The sequence below is a fragment of the Pseudomonas sp. EA_15y_Pfl1_P101 genome, from assembly GCF_963970835.1.
Classification (GTDB): domain Bacteria; phylum Pseudomonadota; class Gammaproteobacteria; order Pseudomonadales; family Pseudomonadaceae; genus Aquipseudomonas; species Aquipseudomonas tritici.
Genome location: NZ_CAXAPA010000013.1, coordinates 39,176 through 53,275, shown reverse-complemented (window position 1 = coordinate 53,275; position 14,100 = coordinate 39,176). Strand labels below are relative to the sequence as shown.

Annotated in this window: 14 protein-coding genes; 8 read left to right on the top strand and 6 right to left on the bottom strand. The window is 60.9% G+C overall.

The window, feature by feature from the left end; genetic code table 11:
- Positions 1 to 87 precede the first annotated feature (87 nt).
- Positions 88 to 798 (top strand): PqiC family protein, encoded by a 711-nt coding sequence (locus AACY36_RS20325; RefSeq protein WP_339415638.1) that lies wholly within the window; start codon positions 88 to 90, stop codon positions 796 to 798.
- A gap of 74 nt (positions 799 to 872) precedes the next feature.
- Here AACY36_RS20325 and AACY36_RS20320 read toward each other — a convergent pair whose 3' ends face one another.
- A complete protein-coding gene (locus tag AACY36_RS20320; RefSeq protein WP_339435811.1) occupies positions 873 to 2,378 on the bottom strand; it encodes an AhpA/YtjB family protein in 1,506 nt (501 codons plus the stop codon).
- 133 nt (positions 2,379 to 2,511) lie between these two features.
- Between AACY36_RS20320 and serB the strand changes: the two genes are divergently transcribed.
- Positions 2,512 to 3,726 carry a phosphoserine phosphatase SerB gene (gene serB, locus AACY36_RS20315; protein ID WP_027604912.1) on the top strand — a complete coding sequence of 405 codons (1,215 nt, stop codon included), beginning with the start codon at positions 2,512 to 2,514 and terminating at the stop codon, positions 3,724 to 3,726.
- Positions 3,727 to 3,849: 123 nt separating this feature from the next.
- Here the strand turns inward: serB and asd are convergent, their stop codons facing one another.
- From asd to AACY36_RS20300, 3 genes are read right to left on the bottom strand one after another with little or no spacing between them, the layout of a single operon-like run.
- Positions 3,850 to 4,710, bottom strand: coding sequence for an archaetidylserine decarboxylase (asd, locus tag AACY36_RS20310; protein WP_339415640.1), 861 nt, complete (start codon positions 4,708 to 4,710; stop codon positions 3,850 to 3,852).
- A gap of 15 nt (positions 4,711 to 4,725) precedes the next feature.
- The gene (locus AACY36_RS20305; RefSeq protein ID WP_339435812.1) at positions 4,726 to 5,541 is read right to left on the bottom strand and encodes a rhodanese-like domain-containing protein; all 816 of its coding nucleotides are present in this window, start codon (positions 5,539 to 5,541) and stop codon (positions 4,726 to 4,728) included.
- Positions 5,542 to 5,599: 58 nt separating this feature from the next.
- A complete protein-coding gene (locus AACY36_RS20300; RefSeq protein ID WP_339415642.1) occupies positions 5,600 to 7,135 on the bottom strand; it encodes an HDOD domain-containing protein in 1,536 nt (511 codons plus the stop codon).
- Between the two features lie 166 nt (positions 7,136 to 7,301).
- Here AACY36_RS20300 and motA point away from each other — a divergent pair, with 166 nt between their 5' ends.
- Both motA and motB read left to right on the top strand, forming a co-directional pair.
- A complete protein-coding gene (gene motA / locus AACY36_RS20295; protein WP_339415643.1) occupies positions 7,302 to 8,153 on the top strand; it encodes a flagellar motor stator protein MotA in 852 nt (283 codons plus the stop codon).
- A 3-nt stretch (positions 8,154 to 8,156) separates the two neighbouring features.
- Positions 8,157 to 9,176: a flagellar motor protein MotB gene (gene motB, locus AACY36_RS20290; RefSeq protein ID WP_339415644.1), complete on the top strand. Its 1,020-nt coding sequence runs from the start codon at positions 8,157 to 8,159 to the stop codon at positions 9,174 to 9,176.
- A gap of 63 nt (positions 9,177 to 9,239) precedes the next feature.
- Here the strand turns inward: motB and rsgA are convergent, their stop codons facing one another.
- A complete protein-coding gene (rsgA, locus tag AACY36_RS20285; protein WP_339415645.1) occupies positions 9,240 to 10,271 on the bottom strand; it encodes a small ribosomal subunit biogenesis GTPase RsgA in 1,032 nt (343 codons plus the stop codon).
- Between the two features lie 109 nt (positions 10,272 to 10,380).
- On the opposite strand from rsgA, the gene orn reads away from it, so the two are divergent.
- Together orn and AACY36_RS20275 are read left to right on the top strand one after the other, a co-directional pair.
- Entirely contained in the window at positions 10,381 to 10,923 is a 543-nt protein-coding gene (orn, locus tag AACY36_RS20280; RefSeq protein WP_010213620.1) for an oligoribonuclease, read from the top strand.
- Between the two features lie 112 nt (positions 10,924 to 11,035).
- Complete coding sequence (locus tag AACY36_RS20275) at positions 11,036 to 11,650, top strand: trimeric intracellular cation channel family protein (RefSeq protein WP_069075149.1); 615 nt, start codon at positions 11,036 to 11,038, stop codon at positions 11,648 to 11,650.
- Here the strand turns inward: AACY36_RS20275 and queG are convergent.
- Positions 11,647 to 12,711, bottom strand: coding sequence for a tRNA epoxyqueuosine(34) reductase QueG (gene queG / locus AACY36_RS20270; protein WP_339497505.1), 1,065 nt, complete (start codon positions 12,709 to 12,711; stop codon positions 11,647 to 11,649). The two genes, AACY36_RS20275 and queG, sit on opposite strands and share 4 nt — an antisense overlap.
- Positions 12,712 to 12,774: 63 nt before the next feature.
- Between queG and AACY36_RS20265 the strand changes: the two genes are divergently transcribed.
- Entirely contained in the window at positions 12,775 to 13,635 is an 861-nt protein-coding gene (locus tag AACY36_RS20265; RefSeq protein WP_339415647.1) for an NAD(P)H-hydrate dehydratase, read from the top strand.
- Positions 13,623 to 14,093 (top strand): tRNA (adenosine(37)-N6)-threonylcarbamoyltransferase complex ATPase subunit type 1 TsaE, encoded by a 471-nt coding sequence (gene tsaE / locus AACY36_RS20260; RefSeq protein ID WP_339493302.1) that lies wholly within the window; start codon positions 13,623 to 13,625, stop codon positions 14,091 to 14,093. The genes AACY36_RS20265 and tsaE overlap by 13 nt, the downstream gene beginning before the upstream one ends.
- The last annotated feature ends 7 nt before the right edge of the window (positions 14,094 to 14,100 follow it).

The following is a 14,100-nucleotide window of genomic DNA, read 5'->3' as shown; positions in this document are numbered from 1 at the left end:
TTTCCAGCGCCGGCGTGGCCGAGCGTGTTTAGGTTATTTTTAGTATTACATTGTGGTTCGCCTTGTGGCAGCCACCTGGATGGGATGATGACTGCTCCACGCCTTCCTTTTATTTTCGTGCTCGCTGGCTTTTTGGGGTTGGCGGGTTGCAGCACACATCAGCCTGTGTCGCTGTACCAACTGGACAGCGGAAGTCCGGCTCAGCCAGCACAGAGCGCTGGCCTGGCCGTTTTGTTGGGGCCGGTGGTCGTAGCCGACTACCTGCAACGCGAAACACTGCTGCAACGTCAAAACGACGGCAGCCTGCGAGGTTCCACCGATGGGCGCTGGGCGGGCAGTTTGTCCTCCGACATCAGCCAATTGATGCTGCGCCAGGTGGCGGGGCATTTGGATAGCCAGCGTGTTGTACTCGCGCCTGCGCCCACCGGGTTTAGCCCGGATGTGCAGGTGTTGCTGACTATTACCCGGCTTGACTCTGGTACATCGCAACCGGCGATCCTCGATGCGCAATGGCGCTTGATCGACCGTCGTGGCCAGGTGCGCGATAACCGCATCGTGCATCTGCAGGAAGAACACGCCGGCACCACTGCGTCCCAGGTCCAGGCCCAGGGTGTACTGCTGCAGCATCTGGCGCAGCAATTGTCGGTGGCGCTCAAGCCGTTGGCCAACCAGCCGCCGATCGCCGAGGCACCCCGCAAGCAAAGTGCCCCGGCACAGGCCAAACCGGCAGAGCCGCAGAAGCCGAAGATGCCGATGGCGGTGCCGATTCGTACAGATATGGAAGTGTTCAGGTTCTGATCTGAATCGCGCACAAACAAAAGGCCCGCTGACTCAGCGGGCCTTTTTGTTTGTACACGATTTGACTGAGCGCGTTAGTTCTTGGTGCGGGTCTCGTGCATCCGTGCCAACTGCCGCTCCAGCATCGACGGATACGGCTCCATCAACCGTTCCACGCAACTGGCGCCCTCTGGGCTGGCAATCGGGCGGATGCGTGCGCGTTGGCGGATCAGCGTGTCTTCGCTGATCTTGCGCTCCACCAGCAGCAAATTGCGGCTATGTTGCGACAAGGCCAAGGCGTCCTGTGCGATCTCGGTCAGCAACAGGTCGATCTGGCTCATGCCGAACAGGTCGTCGCCTACGGTCAGGCCCAGTTGCAATTGCAGGGTAATGCCGCTGTCAGCCACTTCGATTTGCAGGGCGTGACCCAGGGCGCGCAGCAGTTCACCGCAGCAGATAGCGTTGGTCAGGTAGTCCTCACCGCTGTCTTCGCTGTGGAACAACATCAGCGTGCTGCCATCGTTCAGGGTGTGCAGTTCGCTCTGGTACAGCGAAGCGGCCTGGTCGAGACAGTCACGGTAGCGTTCCAGCAATTCGGTCAGGCGCGCACGGGGCAGGCGACGCAGTTGGTCCTGCGCACCCAGTTGCACAGCCAGTACGGCGCTGTACTGGGGTTCAGTGCTCTTGATCGGGGCCGGTTTTGGCGCCATGGCCGGGGCGCTTGCCGAGGTGTCGCGCAGGTCGGCGAACGGGTCTTCATCGTCCAGTTCGTCTTCTTCAGCTTTGAACGTGCGGCGGGTGGCAGGCTTCAAGCCCGCTACCGGAGCGTCTTGCACTTCAAATTCGGGCTCGTCGTCGTAGTCCGTATCGTCGAACTCAGGCTCAGGTTCAACCTCACGCACTATCGGTTCCGGGGCGAAGCTGGCGTGCAGTTGGCGGGCCAGGTCGCCGATTTCATCCTGGCGGTCAGTGGCCGGGGTGTTTTCATCGATGTCCCGCAGCCAGATGCGCAGTTGCATCAGCGGCGTAGAGATGTGCCGGCCCAGACGCAGGCTCAACGCCAGGGCCAATGCCAGCAGGATCGCGCTGAGGATGCCCATGCTTTGTAGGCTGATGGTCATCGGCTGCTGGAATTGCTGCATGTCCAGGCTGATACGCAGTTGGCCGGCCTTTACATCCTGAAACGTGATATTGCTCTGGTAGAGCCCTTGCGCTTCACCCAGCAGGCCGTTTTTCGGGCGTTGCCCGGCTTCAGCCATGATCCGGTTGTCCACGCTATAGATGGCCGCGTGGGCCACCAGCGGGTTTTTGGTCAGGTTGTTGAGCAGCACGTTGAGGCTGAGGATGTCGTTGGACACCAGCAGCTCAGTCGCCGAGGTCGCGGTCTGGGTGGTCAGGCTCTCGCCCAGGGCGTCGGCTTGCTCGTGCATGGCCTGTTTGAACTGCAAACCCATCACGCAGGCGTAGATCACCAGGGCCAGGGCGACCAGGATCACGTTATGGCTGGCGATGCGTAATGCGATCGGTACACGGCGGTGGCGCAGTGCCCGGAAGATCAGCAGGAAGAAGTTATCGGTTTTTACTGGCGTGGGCCGGTTCACTTGCGCTCGGCTCTTGGTCCGTGAAGTTGACGCGCAGTATAGCGACAGCCCTAGGGCCGGCAAAGCGCTGGCTGTGCCCGATGGTCACTGAAAGTGGGTAGAATGCGGTTTTTTTCCAGCCTGGGGGTGCGCCTTGCGCGAAATTGTCCTGATTAACATCACGGGGGAAGACCGCCCAGGTCTGACCGCAGCGATTACCGGTGTGCTGGCCCAGGGTGGTGTGAACATTCTCGACATCGGCCAAGCGGTGATCCACGACACCTTGTCGTTCGGCATTCTGGTTGAGATCCCGAGCACTGAACAGGCGTCATCGGTACTCAAGGACATCCTGTTTACGGCGTACAAGCTGGATCAACAGGTGCGTTTCACCCCGGTGTCCGAAGCCGATTATCAGCAATGGGTGGCCGGTCAGGGCAAAAAGCGCCACATCGTGACCCTGTTGACCCGCAAGGTCACCGCTGAGCAATTGCAGCGTGTCAGCTCGATCACCGCGCAGTACGGTTTGAATATCGATCATATCGACCGTTTGTCGGGTCGCATGCCGCTGGACACGCCCGCTGACAAGGGCAAGGGCTGCATCGAGTTCTCCGTACGCGGTGAGCCAGCCGACCCGCAAGCTCTGCGCGCCGAGTTCCTCAGCGTGGCGCAGGAACTGAACGTGGATATCGCTTTCCAGGAAGACTCACTGTTCCGCCGCAACCGTCGCCTGGCGGTGTTCGACATGGATTCCACGCTGATCGAGGCCGAAGTTATCGACGAGTTGGCCAAGGCTGCTGGCGTCGGCGAGCAGGTGTCGGAAATTACCGAGCGCGCCATGGCCGGTGAACTCGACTTCCGCGCCAGCTTCAAGGAGCGCTTGGCGCTGCTCAAAGGTCTGGACGTCAGCGTGCTGGACTCCATCGGTGCGTCCCTGCGCCTGACCGAAGGCGCAGAAACCCTGTTCGCCGAACTCAAGCGCCTGGGCTACAAGACCGCCATCCTGTCGGGTGGCTTCACTTACTTCGCCAAGCAATTGCAGGCCAAGCTGGGCATCGACTACGTGTTCGCCAACGAGTTGGAAGTGGTGGATGGCAAGGTGACTGGCGTGGCCGTGGAGCCGATTGTCGACGCACAGCGCAAGGCAGATCTGCTGAAGGAGCTGGCTCACAAGGAAGGTTTGCGTCTGGAGCAGACCATTGCGGTGGGCGATGGGGCGAATGACTTGCCGATGCTGGCAATTGCCGGGTTAGGTGTGGCGTTCCGCGCCAAGCCGTTGGTGAAGCAGTCGGCGAAGCAGGCGATTTCGACCCTGGGGTTGGATGGGGTGTTGTATCTGCTGGGCTTCCGCGATCGCGACGGTCAGCTGTAACTGAATAAGTGCGGTAAAAAATGTGGGGGCGGGCTTGCTCGCGAACAGCGGTGGTTCAGTCACTGATGTGTCGACCGATACCCCGCATTCGCGAGCAAGCCCGCGCCCGCATTGGGTTTTTTGTCAGGCTTTAGGTGCAGCGATGCCTTGGCCCATCTGCACCGGCGTACCTGCCACCAGCTCTTGCGCCCACTTCACCTGATCCGGCCCAAACAGCACAATCGCCGTCGACCCCAGTTTGAAGCGACCCAGCTCCGCACCTTTTTCCAGGTGGATCGGCGCGCGCGCAGCTTCGTCATAACGGAAGGTTTTCAGCTCACGCTTCGGCGGGGTCACCAAGCCGGCCCACACGGTTTCAATCGACGCCACAATCATCGCGCCCACCAGAACCACGGCCATCGGGCCGCGTTCGGTGTCGAAAATGCAGGCAACACGTTCGTTACGTGCAAACAGCTCTGGTACGTTTTCGGCTGTGGTCTGGTTCACCGAGAAGATACGGCCCGGGATGTAGATCATCTCGCGCAGGGTACCGGCCAGTGGCATGTGCACCCGGTGATAGTCCTTTGGCGACAGGTAGATGGTGGCGAAATCGCCGCCCATGAACGGCGCCGCTACAGCGGCATCGCCGCCCAGCAACTCCAGCACGCTGAAGCTGTGGCCCTTGGCCTGGAACACGCGGCCATGTTCGATCGGGCCGAGCTGGCTGACCGCGCCATCGGCTGGGCTCAACACCGCGCCTGGGGTTTGATCCAGTGGGCGCGCGCCGTCTTTCAACGCGCGGGTGAAGAAGGCGTTGAAGTGCTCGTAGGCGGTCACGTCTTCAACCAGCGCCTGGGACATGTCCACTTGATAGCGCTTGGCGAACCAGGTGGTGAAGGCATTCTTGAACCAGCGCACGCGGCACTCGGCGATGCAGCCGGCCAGGCGCGATAGCAAGTGGTGTGGCAGCAAGTACTGGCTGAGGATAAACAACTGCTTTTTCATAACTGTCCTTAAACCTTAAATCTCGACGGGGGTGTCGGGGTGGTTGCCCCATTCGCCCCACGAACCGGCATAACCTTTGACTCGCGGATAACCGAGTGCCTTGGCCACCAGGTAGGTGAAGCCAGAGCGGTGGTGAGTCTGGCAGTGGGTGATGATTTCTTTATCTTTGGTCAGTCCGAGGCCTTCGAGGATCTGCGGCATGTCGCGGCGGATACGCAGGTTGCGTGTCGGGTCCATGCCAGCAGTCCATTCAAAGTTCACGGCACCGGGGATGTGCCCGCCTTTGGCGGCGAGGACTTTTTCACCGGAATATTCCAGCGGGCCGCGTGCGTCCCATATGCCCAGGTCGGCAGCACCCAGGCGACTTTGCAGGTATTCACGGGTGGCGGTGGGGCCTTCGTGCAGCGTCAGGCTGACCGGGCCGTCGACCGGGGCGGGTACATCGGTGGAGACCGGGCGTTCCTCTTCCAGCCAGGCCAGAAGGCCACCATCCAGGTAGTGGTATTTCTGATGGCCGATCACGTCGAGCATCCAGATGAACCGCCCGGCCCAGCCGCCGCCTTCGTCGTCGTAGACCACGTAGGTCGCGTCCGGGGTGTGGCCCAGTTCGCCGAACAGCTTCTCCAGGTCCGCCTTGTTGGGCAGCAGGCCGGGTGCCGGCGCCTGGCCCAATTGGGTACGCTTGGGGTCAACGAAATGCGCGCCGGGGATATGCCCTTCGGCGTAGCGGGCGGCACTGGTGAGGTCCACCAGAATCAGGTGTTCGGCATCCAGTTGACCGAGCAGGTCGCTGGGTTCGATCACCAGCGGCAAGCCAGAGAAGTCAGGCATGTGAGGTCTCCTGGGCACAAATGTTGGCGATATAAAGAGGGCGATTGTAGCGCAAGCATCAGGCGCTGCGGTTGGTAAAGCAGAGCAGGGCTTTCTCGATGCATTGGGCGGTTTTGCCGAAGGCCTGCACGGTGGTTTCCGAGAACGGTCCCCCACCCTGGTCGGCCACCATCAGCATCACCACCTTGCCATTGCAGCTCAAGGAGCGCAGTAGCAGGTGTTCACCGGTAAACAGGCGGCGCAGGATCGGTGGCAGCAAGGCTGAGAACTGGGTGTGGTTTTCAGGGTTGAGACGCACCTGCGCGGACTTTTCCAGCAGGCGCAGCAGCAGCGTGCTGTTGACCACGTCCAGGCTCAGGTTAGCGGCGTCCTTCGGCAGGCCGTCGACCTGATGCACGCGCAAAGTACTCTGGGCGCGATCAGTCATCAGCAGCATGACCCGTTGCATGCCACTGGCCACCAGGGCCTCCTTGGCGCAGGTGGTCAGGTGCATCGCGTTGGCAAAACGGCTCGGCTCTACCAGCAGTTCTGTACAACGTTTACGCCAGACGGCCAGCGACTCGGCGGTAGGCGGCGGTGCCGGCAGCAGGCCGCGATGAATCTTCTGCACATGCCAGGGCCAGATCAGTGACAGCGCCGGGTGCCACAGGTCGGGCATCAGCGTGCTGCGGGCGCTGGTCACGGCTTGTTGATGGACGTGTTGCTGTAACTCGCCCAAGGGTTGCTGCAGGTATAGCGCAGTGAGGAGCTGCCAGCGTTCGGTGTGCGGGCAGGTCCAAGACTCTTGCGCCGACATCGCCAAGCCGTTGGCCAGCAACACGGTATTGGCCGGCTGGTTCAGCCAGCGGCGCAGGTTGGGTTCGGCGTCGAGCAATTGCTGATGGTGCAGCGGGTCATCTTCGCGGGCGATATGCAATGCCTTGACCAGCAAGCGCTGTTCGCTCAATAGCAGCTTGTAGCCTTGGGAGACCCAAATCGGCAGGTGCCAGGCTTCGGTCAGGCCGACGCACAGGTCCAGCAGGCGCACGCCGAACAATTCCTGCTCGACCAGACGGGCTGGCTGGCCTTTGTGGATAACCCGCAGCTCCCATTCTTCCAGGAGCTTGGGGTAGGCGACCGCCATCGGCCAAAGCGGCGATAGAAACAGCAGGCTGCCCCAGTGAATGTCCTGCCACAGTCGTGCCAGGCGGCTGCCAAACAAGCCGTTGGCTTGCTGCGAAGCGTGCTGACTTATCAACAACAGTTGGCGCAGCGCCACGGGAATCTCGTTGGCGGGCACCGAAGGCAGGCGCGCCAACAGTTCCTCGGCGCGCTTGAGGCCCAGGCGGTTGAGTGCCACTTCGAGGTTTTCCGCCGGTTCCGCCAGGCTGCCATGGGTGTGGCTGTTGGCTTCGCGCATCACGCTGAGCACGAGGGCCGGGCTGTCTTGCATCAGCTCGGCAATATCTCGTAATGAGCTGCGGCTGTCGCGGATGCCTTTGCACACGCGGTCGTGGCTGGCCTGGGGAACAGGCAGCAGCACATCGTCCAGGCGCTTGATCCAAGCGGCGAGAGAAGTAGGTTTTGCAGTTGGGACTGTCGTTTCATTAGCCATGATTGGGGCGAGATCATCACTTGCGGTCAACACGCCCGGAGCGGGCCGAACTGGCTTTTCGCCTTAACGGGCTATAGTCTGGCGCAGTTTTGCCGATAAGAGGAACAAGAGTTTTCAGTTCCCCCCAATATGTCCATGAACCCGACGGCGCAAGTACTCATCTCCTATGGCTAAAATTATCGGCATCATCGTCGTCATCGCAAGTGTGCTAGGTGGCTACGTCCTGTCCCACGGTAAAATTGCTGCGCTGATCCAGCCCTTCGAAGTGCTGATCATCGGTGGTGCGGCGTTCGGCGCATTCTTGCAGGCGAACCCTGGCTACATGACCATGCACGTGCTCAAGAAATCCCTGAGCATGTTCGGTTCGCGCTTCACCCACACCTTCTACCTGGAGGTATTGGGGCTGGTCTACGAGATCCTCAACAAAAGCCGCCGCGAAGGCATGATGGCCATCGAGGCCGACATCGAAGACGCCTCGGCCAGTCCGATTTTCGCCAAGTACCCGGCCGTGCTCAAAGATGAGCGCATGACCGCCTACATCTGTGACTACCTGCGCATCATGTCCTCCGGCAACATGGCCCCCCATGAGTTGGAAGGCCTGTTCGACATGGAATTGTTCAGCCTTAAAGAAGAGCTGGAGCATCCCTCTCACGCGGTGACAGGCATCGCCGACGGCATGCCGGGTTTTGGTATTGTTGCGGCAGTACTCGGTATTGTTGTGACCATGGCCTCCTTGGGCGAAGGCGACCAGGCAGCCATCGGTATGCACGTGGGTGCGGCGCTGGTAGGTACCTTCTTCGGTATTCTCGCGGCCTACGGCTTCTTCGGCCCGCTGGCCACCTCGCTGGCCCATGATGCCAAGGAAGAAATCAACCTGTACGAATCGATCAAAGCCAGCCTGGTAGCCTCCGCTTCCGGCGTGCCGCCCTCGCTGGCGGTGGAGTTCGGTCGCAAGGTGCTGTACCCGAAACATCGCCCAAGCTTCGCCGAGCTGGAACAAGCGGTTCGCGGTCGCTAAGCCATGGAAAACAACCAGCCGATAATCATCAAGCGCGTCAAGCGCTTCGCCGCGGGGCACCATGGCGGTGCCTGGAAAATCGCTTTCGCCGACTTTGCGACGGCGATGATGGCGTTCTTTCTGGTGCTGTGGCTGATGTCCACCGCCACCCCCGAACAAAAAATCGCCATCGCCGGCTACTTCAAAGACCCGATTGGTTTCTCGGAAAGCGGCACGCCCTTCGTGATCGACCTGGGCGGTTCCCCGCAGTTGGCGCCTGAGCGCACCATTAACCCAGAGGTCAAGACCGAAGCGCCGCAGGAAAAAATCCCGATCGAGCGCGACACTGTCGAATCCATGGCTGAGCAGGTCGAGCAGGAACGCCTTGGGCTGTTGCTTCAAGAGTTGCAGACCAAGGTTGAGGAAAACCCGCAACTGCTGAAATTCAAGGATCAGATTTCGTTCGAAATCACGCCTGAAGGCCTGCGCATCCAGATCATCGACGCGGCCAACCGGCCGATGTTCGACTCCGGCAGCGCGCGCCTGAAGCCGTACTTTGAAGACATCCTGCTGGCCATGGCCGACACCATCAAAACGGTGCCGAACAAGATCAGCATCAGCGGCCACACCGACGCCCAGCCGTATGCGGTCCAGGGCGACTTCGGCAACTGGGAACTCTCGGCCAATCGCGCCAACGCTGCACGCCGCGTGTTGGTGGCCGGCAGCTACCCGGACCCGCAAGTGGCACGCGTGGTGGGTTTTGCCTCCTCGCAGCTGTTTGATCATCAAGACCCGTTAAGCCCGTCCAACCGCCGTATCGATATCGTGGTGCTGACCAAAAAGGCCCAGCGTGCGATTGAAGGTGATCAGCCGCCGGCGCCGCAACCCACCCCAGGCGCAGGTGCGCCGGGTGAAGTACCGGCCGACCCGAACGCCATACCGCCAGGGCAGGAGCCGTTGCCGGCGCATGAGCTGCGTCAGAAGCTGAATTTGTTTGATGATGGTGGCGTGAAGGATCCTACGGTGCCTGGTACGGGTTCGTAGATGTCCACATACAACAAGGCCGCGATGATCGCGGCCTTGTTGTATCTACCTTCTGGGAGCGGTTTAGTGAGTGCTTTGCGGCAGACTCGCAATAATCGACCGATAGCTGTTCATCCGCTGCTGCTGCACACGGCCATCTTCCAGCGCCTTGAGCAGCGCACAGCCTGGCTCGCGGTCGTGTTTGCAGTCGCGGAAGCGGCAGGTGCCGATCAGGTCATTGAATTCGATGAAGCCCGCTTCCACGTCGCTGCGGCTGACGTGGCCGAGGCCGAATTCACGGATGCCTGGGGAGTCGATCAGCTCACCGCCGCCGGGGAAGTGGAACAACCGCGCGGTGGTGGTGGTGTGGGTGCCCTGGCCGGACAGTTCCGACAGCGGGCCCACGCGGGTGTCGACTTCCGGCAACAGGCTGTTGACCAGCGAGGATTTACCCACGCCCGACTGGCCAACGAACACGCTGATGTGCCCGTCCAACTGCTGTTGCAGTTGTTCCATGCCGTTACCGTGATGCGCCGAGACTTCCAGCACCGGGTAACCCAGCGTGCGGTAGACCGCCAGCAGCGCATTCAGCGCCGGGGCATTCTGCTCGTCGATCAGGTCGAATTTGTTCAGCAGCAACAGCGGGCGAATGCCGGCATGTTCGGCTGCTACCAGATAGCGGTCGATCAGGTTGGCATGCGGCTCAGGTAACGGCGCGAACACGATCACGATCATATCGACGTTGGCCGCTACCGGCTTGAGTTGACCTCGGCTGTCGGGGCGGCGCAGTTCGGTGTTGCGCGGCAACTGGGCGACGATCACGCCGATGCCCTGGTTGCCGGCACGCCAGACCACTTTGTCGCCGGTGACCAGCGCAGGCAGATTGGCGCGCAGGTGGCAGCGGGAGACCGAGCCTGCGAGTTCGCCTTCCAGCGCCTCGACTTCGACCTGCACACCAAAGTGCGCGATCACCAGGCCCGTCTGTTCGGGCCCCAGGTCGCCGCCCTCGAGCGCTTCTACCGCGGAGGATTCACGTTTGGCGGCGCGTGCGGCGCGCTCACCTTGAATCTTTTCGATGCGCCAGTTTTGGCGTCGATTGAGCTGGCGTTTGGCCATTGGTGTTCCGTGTCGATAATGCAAAGGTTTAGGTGAAACGGTCGCGAGTCTAGCACGGCCCTGCCTGCTAAACTGCGCAGCTACGCCAAGGTGCCAAGAGAATCAAGCCATGCAAAACCCACAGAACCTGATTTGGATCGATCTGGAAATGACCGGTCTGAACCCCGACACTGACGTCATCATCGAGATGGCGACCATTGTCACCGACAGCAACCTCAACACCTTGGCCGAAGGTCCGGTGATCGCCATCCACCACAGCGATGCCGTATTGGCCACCATGGATGAGTGGAACACCCGCACTCACGGCAACTCTGGCCTGACCCAGCGCGTGCGCGACAGCCGCATCAGCATGGCCGAAGCCGAAGCTGAAACCATCGCCTTCCTGGAAAAATGGGTGCCGAAGGGCAAGTCGCCGATCTGCGGCAATAGCATCTGCCAGGATCGTCGCTTCCTCTATACGCATATGAAGGCGTTGGAGAGTTACTTCCACTACCGCAACCTGGATGTATCGACGCTTAAAGAGCTGGCTGCGCGCTGGGCGCCGGAAGTCAAAGACAGCTTCCATAAAGGCAGCACCCACTTGGCGCTGGATGATATTCGCGAGTCGATTGCCGAGTTGCAGCATTACCGTAAGCATTTCATCAAGGCTTGAGTCTGTGGCGCCTGGTCCTGCGATAGGGGCGACTCGGTCTTTCGACTAGCGCCCCCTTTTGGTGCCACCACCAAATGATTAGACTGCCGGCCTAATCGCAAGGATCGCCACCATGCTGCTGATGCTCTACCTCATCGCCATCACCGCCGAAGCCATGACCGGTGCCCTGTCCGCCGGCCGGCGTGGCATGGATTGGTTTGGCGTGGTGCTGATCGCCTGTGTAACGGCGTTGGGCGGTGGCTCGGTGCGCGACGTGTTGCTAGGCCATTATCCGCTGACCTGGGTCAAGCACCCGGAATACCTGGTGCTGACCTCCATCGCGGCGTTAGTGACGATTTTTATTGCCCCGCTGATGCGCCACCTACGCTCGCTGTTCCTGGCGCTGGACGCCGTCGGCCTGGTGGCGTTCACGTTGATCGGCTGTATGACCGCCCTGGAAATGGGCCACGGCATGCTGGTCGCGTCGGTCAGCGGCGTGATTACCGGCGTGTTCGGTGGCATCCTGCGGGACATCTTCTGCAACGACATTCCGTTGATTTTCCGCCGCGAGTTGTACGCCAGCGTGTCGTTCCTCGCCGCCTGGTTTTACCTGCTGTGCCTTTATCTGGAGCTGCCCAGCGAACAGGCAATACTCCTGACCCTGTTCAGCGGCTTTCTATTGCGCCTGCTGGCGATCCGTTTCCATTGGGAAATGCCCAAGTTCGTCTATAACGACGACGTGCACTAGCGGTTGGCGTGCTGGTTCAGTGCCCATTCCACATGCTCGCGCACCAGTTCCGACGGATAGTCCCGACGCGCCTTCAAGGCTTCCAGCACCGGAATGCTTGAGGGGGCATTACCCAGGCCCACCGCCAGGTTGCGCAGCCAGCGCTCGTATCCGGCACGGCGCAGGGGCGAGCCTTCGGTGCTGCTGAGGAATTTATCCTCGTCCCACATAAACAGCTCGGCCAATTCTGCGTTATCCAGGTTGTGGCGTGGCTTGAAATCGTTTTCTGCGGTGGCGCGGGCGAAACGATTCCATGGGCAAACGATCTGACAGTCATCGCAGCCGAACACTCGGTTGCCGATCAATGGGCGCAAGTCTTCAGGAATGGCGCTTTTGAGCTCGATGGTCAGGTAGGAAATACAACGCCGCGCGTCCAGCACATAGGGGCCGACAAAGGCGTTGGTGGGGCAGATGTCCAGGCACGCGGTGCAGCGCCCGCAGTGTTCGGTGCTGTGAGGGGCGTCAACCGGTAGCGGCAGGTCGACAAACAGCTCACTCAGGAAGAAGTAGCTGCCGGCCTTGCGATTGAGCACCAGGGTGTTTTTGCCGATCCAGCCCAGGCCAGCTTGCTCGGCGATGGCTTTTTCCAGCACCGGCGCGCTGTCGACAAAGGCACGGAAACCGAAGGGGCCGATCTGCGCCTGGATGCGGTCAGCCAATTGCTGCACGCGCTTGCGAATCAGTTTGTGGTAGTCGCGGCCCAGGGCGTAGCGCGAGATGTAGGCTTTTTCTGGCTGGGCCAGCAGTTGAGCCATCTGCGTATCGCCTGGCAGGTAATCCATGCGCAGCGAGACGACGCGCAACGTGCCCGGCACCAACTCGTCGGGGTGGGAGCGTTTGCTGCCGTGGGCGCCCATGTATTCCATCTCGCCGTGGTAGCCCGCGTCGAGCCAGCGTTGCAGGTGCTGCTCATGCTCGGCCAGGTCCAGGCCGCTGATGCCGACTTGTTGAAAGCCCAGCTCGCGGCCCCAGTCTTTGATTGATTGGGCGAGGGCGGGCAGATCGGAGGTAATGGCGGGCATGAGACACGGGAAACCACAGGTTAGATAGGTATAATTCTGCCAGACATCGGAGCTTGAAGACGCATGCCGCAGACAAAACACGCAATAACCGACGTACAGACCCTGTTGCCCGGCCATTTGCCGCAACTGGCTGCGCGCTCCCCGGACGCCCATAAAGGTCAGTTCGGTCACCTGCTGGTCATTGGCGGTGACCGCGGCTTTGGCGGCGCTGCGCTGTTGAGCGCCGAAAGTGCCTTGCGCAGTGGCGCCGGCATGGTGTCCCTGGCAACGCGCCTGGAGCATGTGCCTGCTGCGTTGGCGCGTTTGCCGGAAGTCATGACCGTGGGGGTCAGCTCGGCTAATCAATTAATGGGCTTGCTGGAAAAGATCTCGGTCATCGTGATCGGGCCAGGGCTCGGAGACGCCTCCTGGGGCAAAAGCCTGCTTTCTGCTGCCGCAAACGCTAAACAGGCGCAGGTCTGGGACGCCGACGCCTTGAATCAACTCGCCACCGGCACCGTGGCTCTGCCGGCCAACTGTGTGATCACCCCGCATCCAGGGGAGGCCGCGCGCTTGTTGGGCATTTCGACAGCCGAGGTTCAGGCCGATCGCCTTAAGGTGGCGCGCGCGTTGAGCCAGACATTCAACGCAGTGACTATCCTCAAGGGTGCTGGCAGTTTGATTGCCAGCCCAGACGGACGTGTTTCGCGATGTGACCAAGGCCACCCGGCGATGGCAACGGCAGGGCTCGGCGATGTGTTGGCCGGCCTGGTGGGCGCACTGCTGGCCCAGGGCATTCACGCCTATGAAGCAAGCTGCCTGGCCGTGTGGTTGCACGCCACGGCGGGGGACCGTCAGGGTACTTTTGGACGAGGGCTGGCTGCGAGCGATCTGATACCCGCCATTCGTCAATTGTTGGAGGAACAGTCGCCGTGCCTGAAGTAATTCTTTTCCTGGCCGATGAAGACGCCATGGTTGCCTTCGGTCAGCGCATCGCTCAGGTCGCGGCCGGGGCCGGGCTGATCTTCCTTGAAGGTGACTTGGGGGCGGGCAAGACCACGTTGTCCCGGGGGATTATTCGCGGTTTGGGTCATGCGGGGGCGGTGAAGAGTCCGACATTCACCCTGGTCGAGCCCTATGAGATCGGTGCAGTACGCGCCTTCCACTTCGACCTCTATCGCCTGGTAGACCCCGAAGAGCTGGAGTACATGGGCATCCGTGATTACTTCGATGAAGATGCGTTGTGCCTCATTGAGTGGCCAGATAAAGGCACAGGCTTTTTGCCAAAGCCGGACCTGACCATTACCATTACGCCGCATGAGCACGGACGTCAGTTGAAGTTGTTGCCCCAGAGCGCGCGCGGCCAGTCGTGGTGCGCCGCTTTGGCATTGGAATTCAAATAATTGGTGG

What these genes read in the sequence shown, in the direction of transcription:
- AACY36_RS20325 (WP_339415638.1), top strand. Translation starts at nt 88, where the DNA reads ATGACTGCTCCACGCCTTCCTTTTATTTTCGTGCTCGCTGGCTTTTTG.
- asd (WP_339415640.1), bottom strand. Translation starts at nt 4,710, where the DNA reads ATGAAAAAGCAGTTGTTTATCCTCAGCCAGTACTTGCTGCCACACCAC.
- AACY36_RS20305 (WP_339435812.1), bottom strand. Translation starts at nt 5,541, where the DNA reads ATGCCTGACTTCTCTGGCTTGCCGCTGGTGATCGAACCCAGCGACCTG.
- AACY36_RS20300 (WP_339415642.1), bottom strand. Translation starts at nt 7,135, where the DNA reads ATGGCTAATGAAACGACAGTCCCAACTGCAAAACCTACTTCTCTCGCC.
- motA (WP_339415643.1), top strand. Translation starts at nt 7,302, where the DNA reads ATGGCTAAAATTATCGGCATCATCGTCGTCATCGCAAGTGTGCTAGGT.
- motB (WP_339415644.1), top strand. Translation starts at nt 8,157, where the DNA reads ATGGAAAACAACCAGCCGATAATCATCAAGCGCGTCAAGCGCTTCGCC.
- rsgA (WP_339415645.1), bottom strand. Translation starts at nt 10,271, where the DNA reads ATGGCCAAACGCCAGCTCAATCGACGCCAAAACTGGCGCATCGAAAAG.
- orn (WP_010213620.1), top strand. Translation starts at nt 10,381, where the DNA reads ATGCAAAACCCACAGAACCTGATTTGGATCGATCTGGAAATGACCGGT.
- AACY36_RS20275 (WP_069075149.1), top strand. Translation starts at nt 11,036, where the DNA reads ATGCTGCTGATGCTCTACCTCATCGCCATCACCGCCGAAGCCATGACC.
- queG (WP_339497505.1), bottom strand. Translation starts at nt 12,711, where the DNA reads ATGCCCGCCATTACCTCCGATCTGCCCGCCCTCGCCCAATCAATCAAA.
- AACY36_RS20265 (WP_339415647.1), top strand. Translation starts at nt 12,775, where the DNA reads ATGCCGCAGACAAAACACGCAATAACCGACGTACAGACCCTGTTGCCC.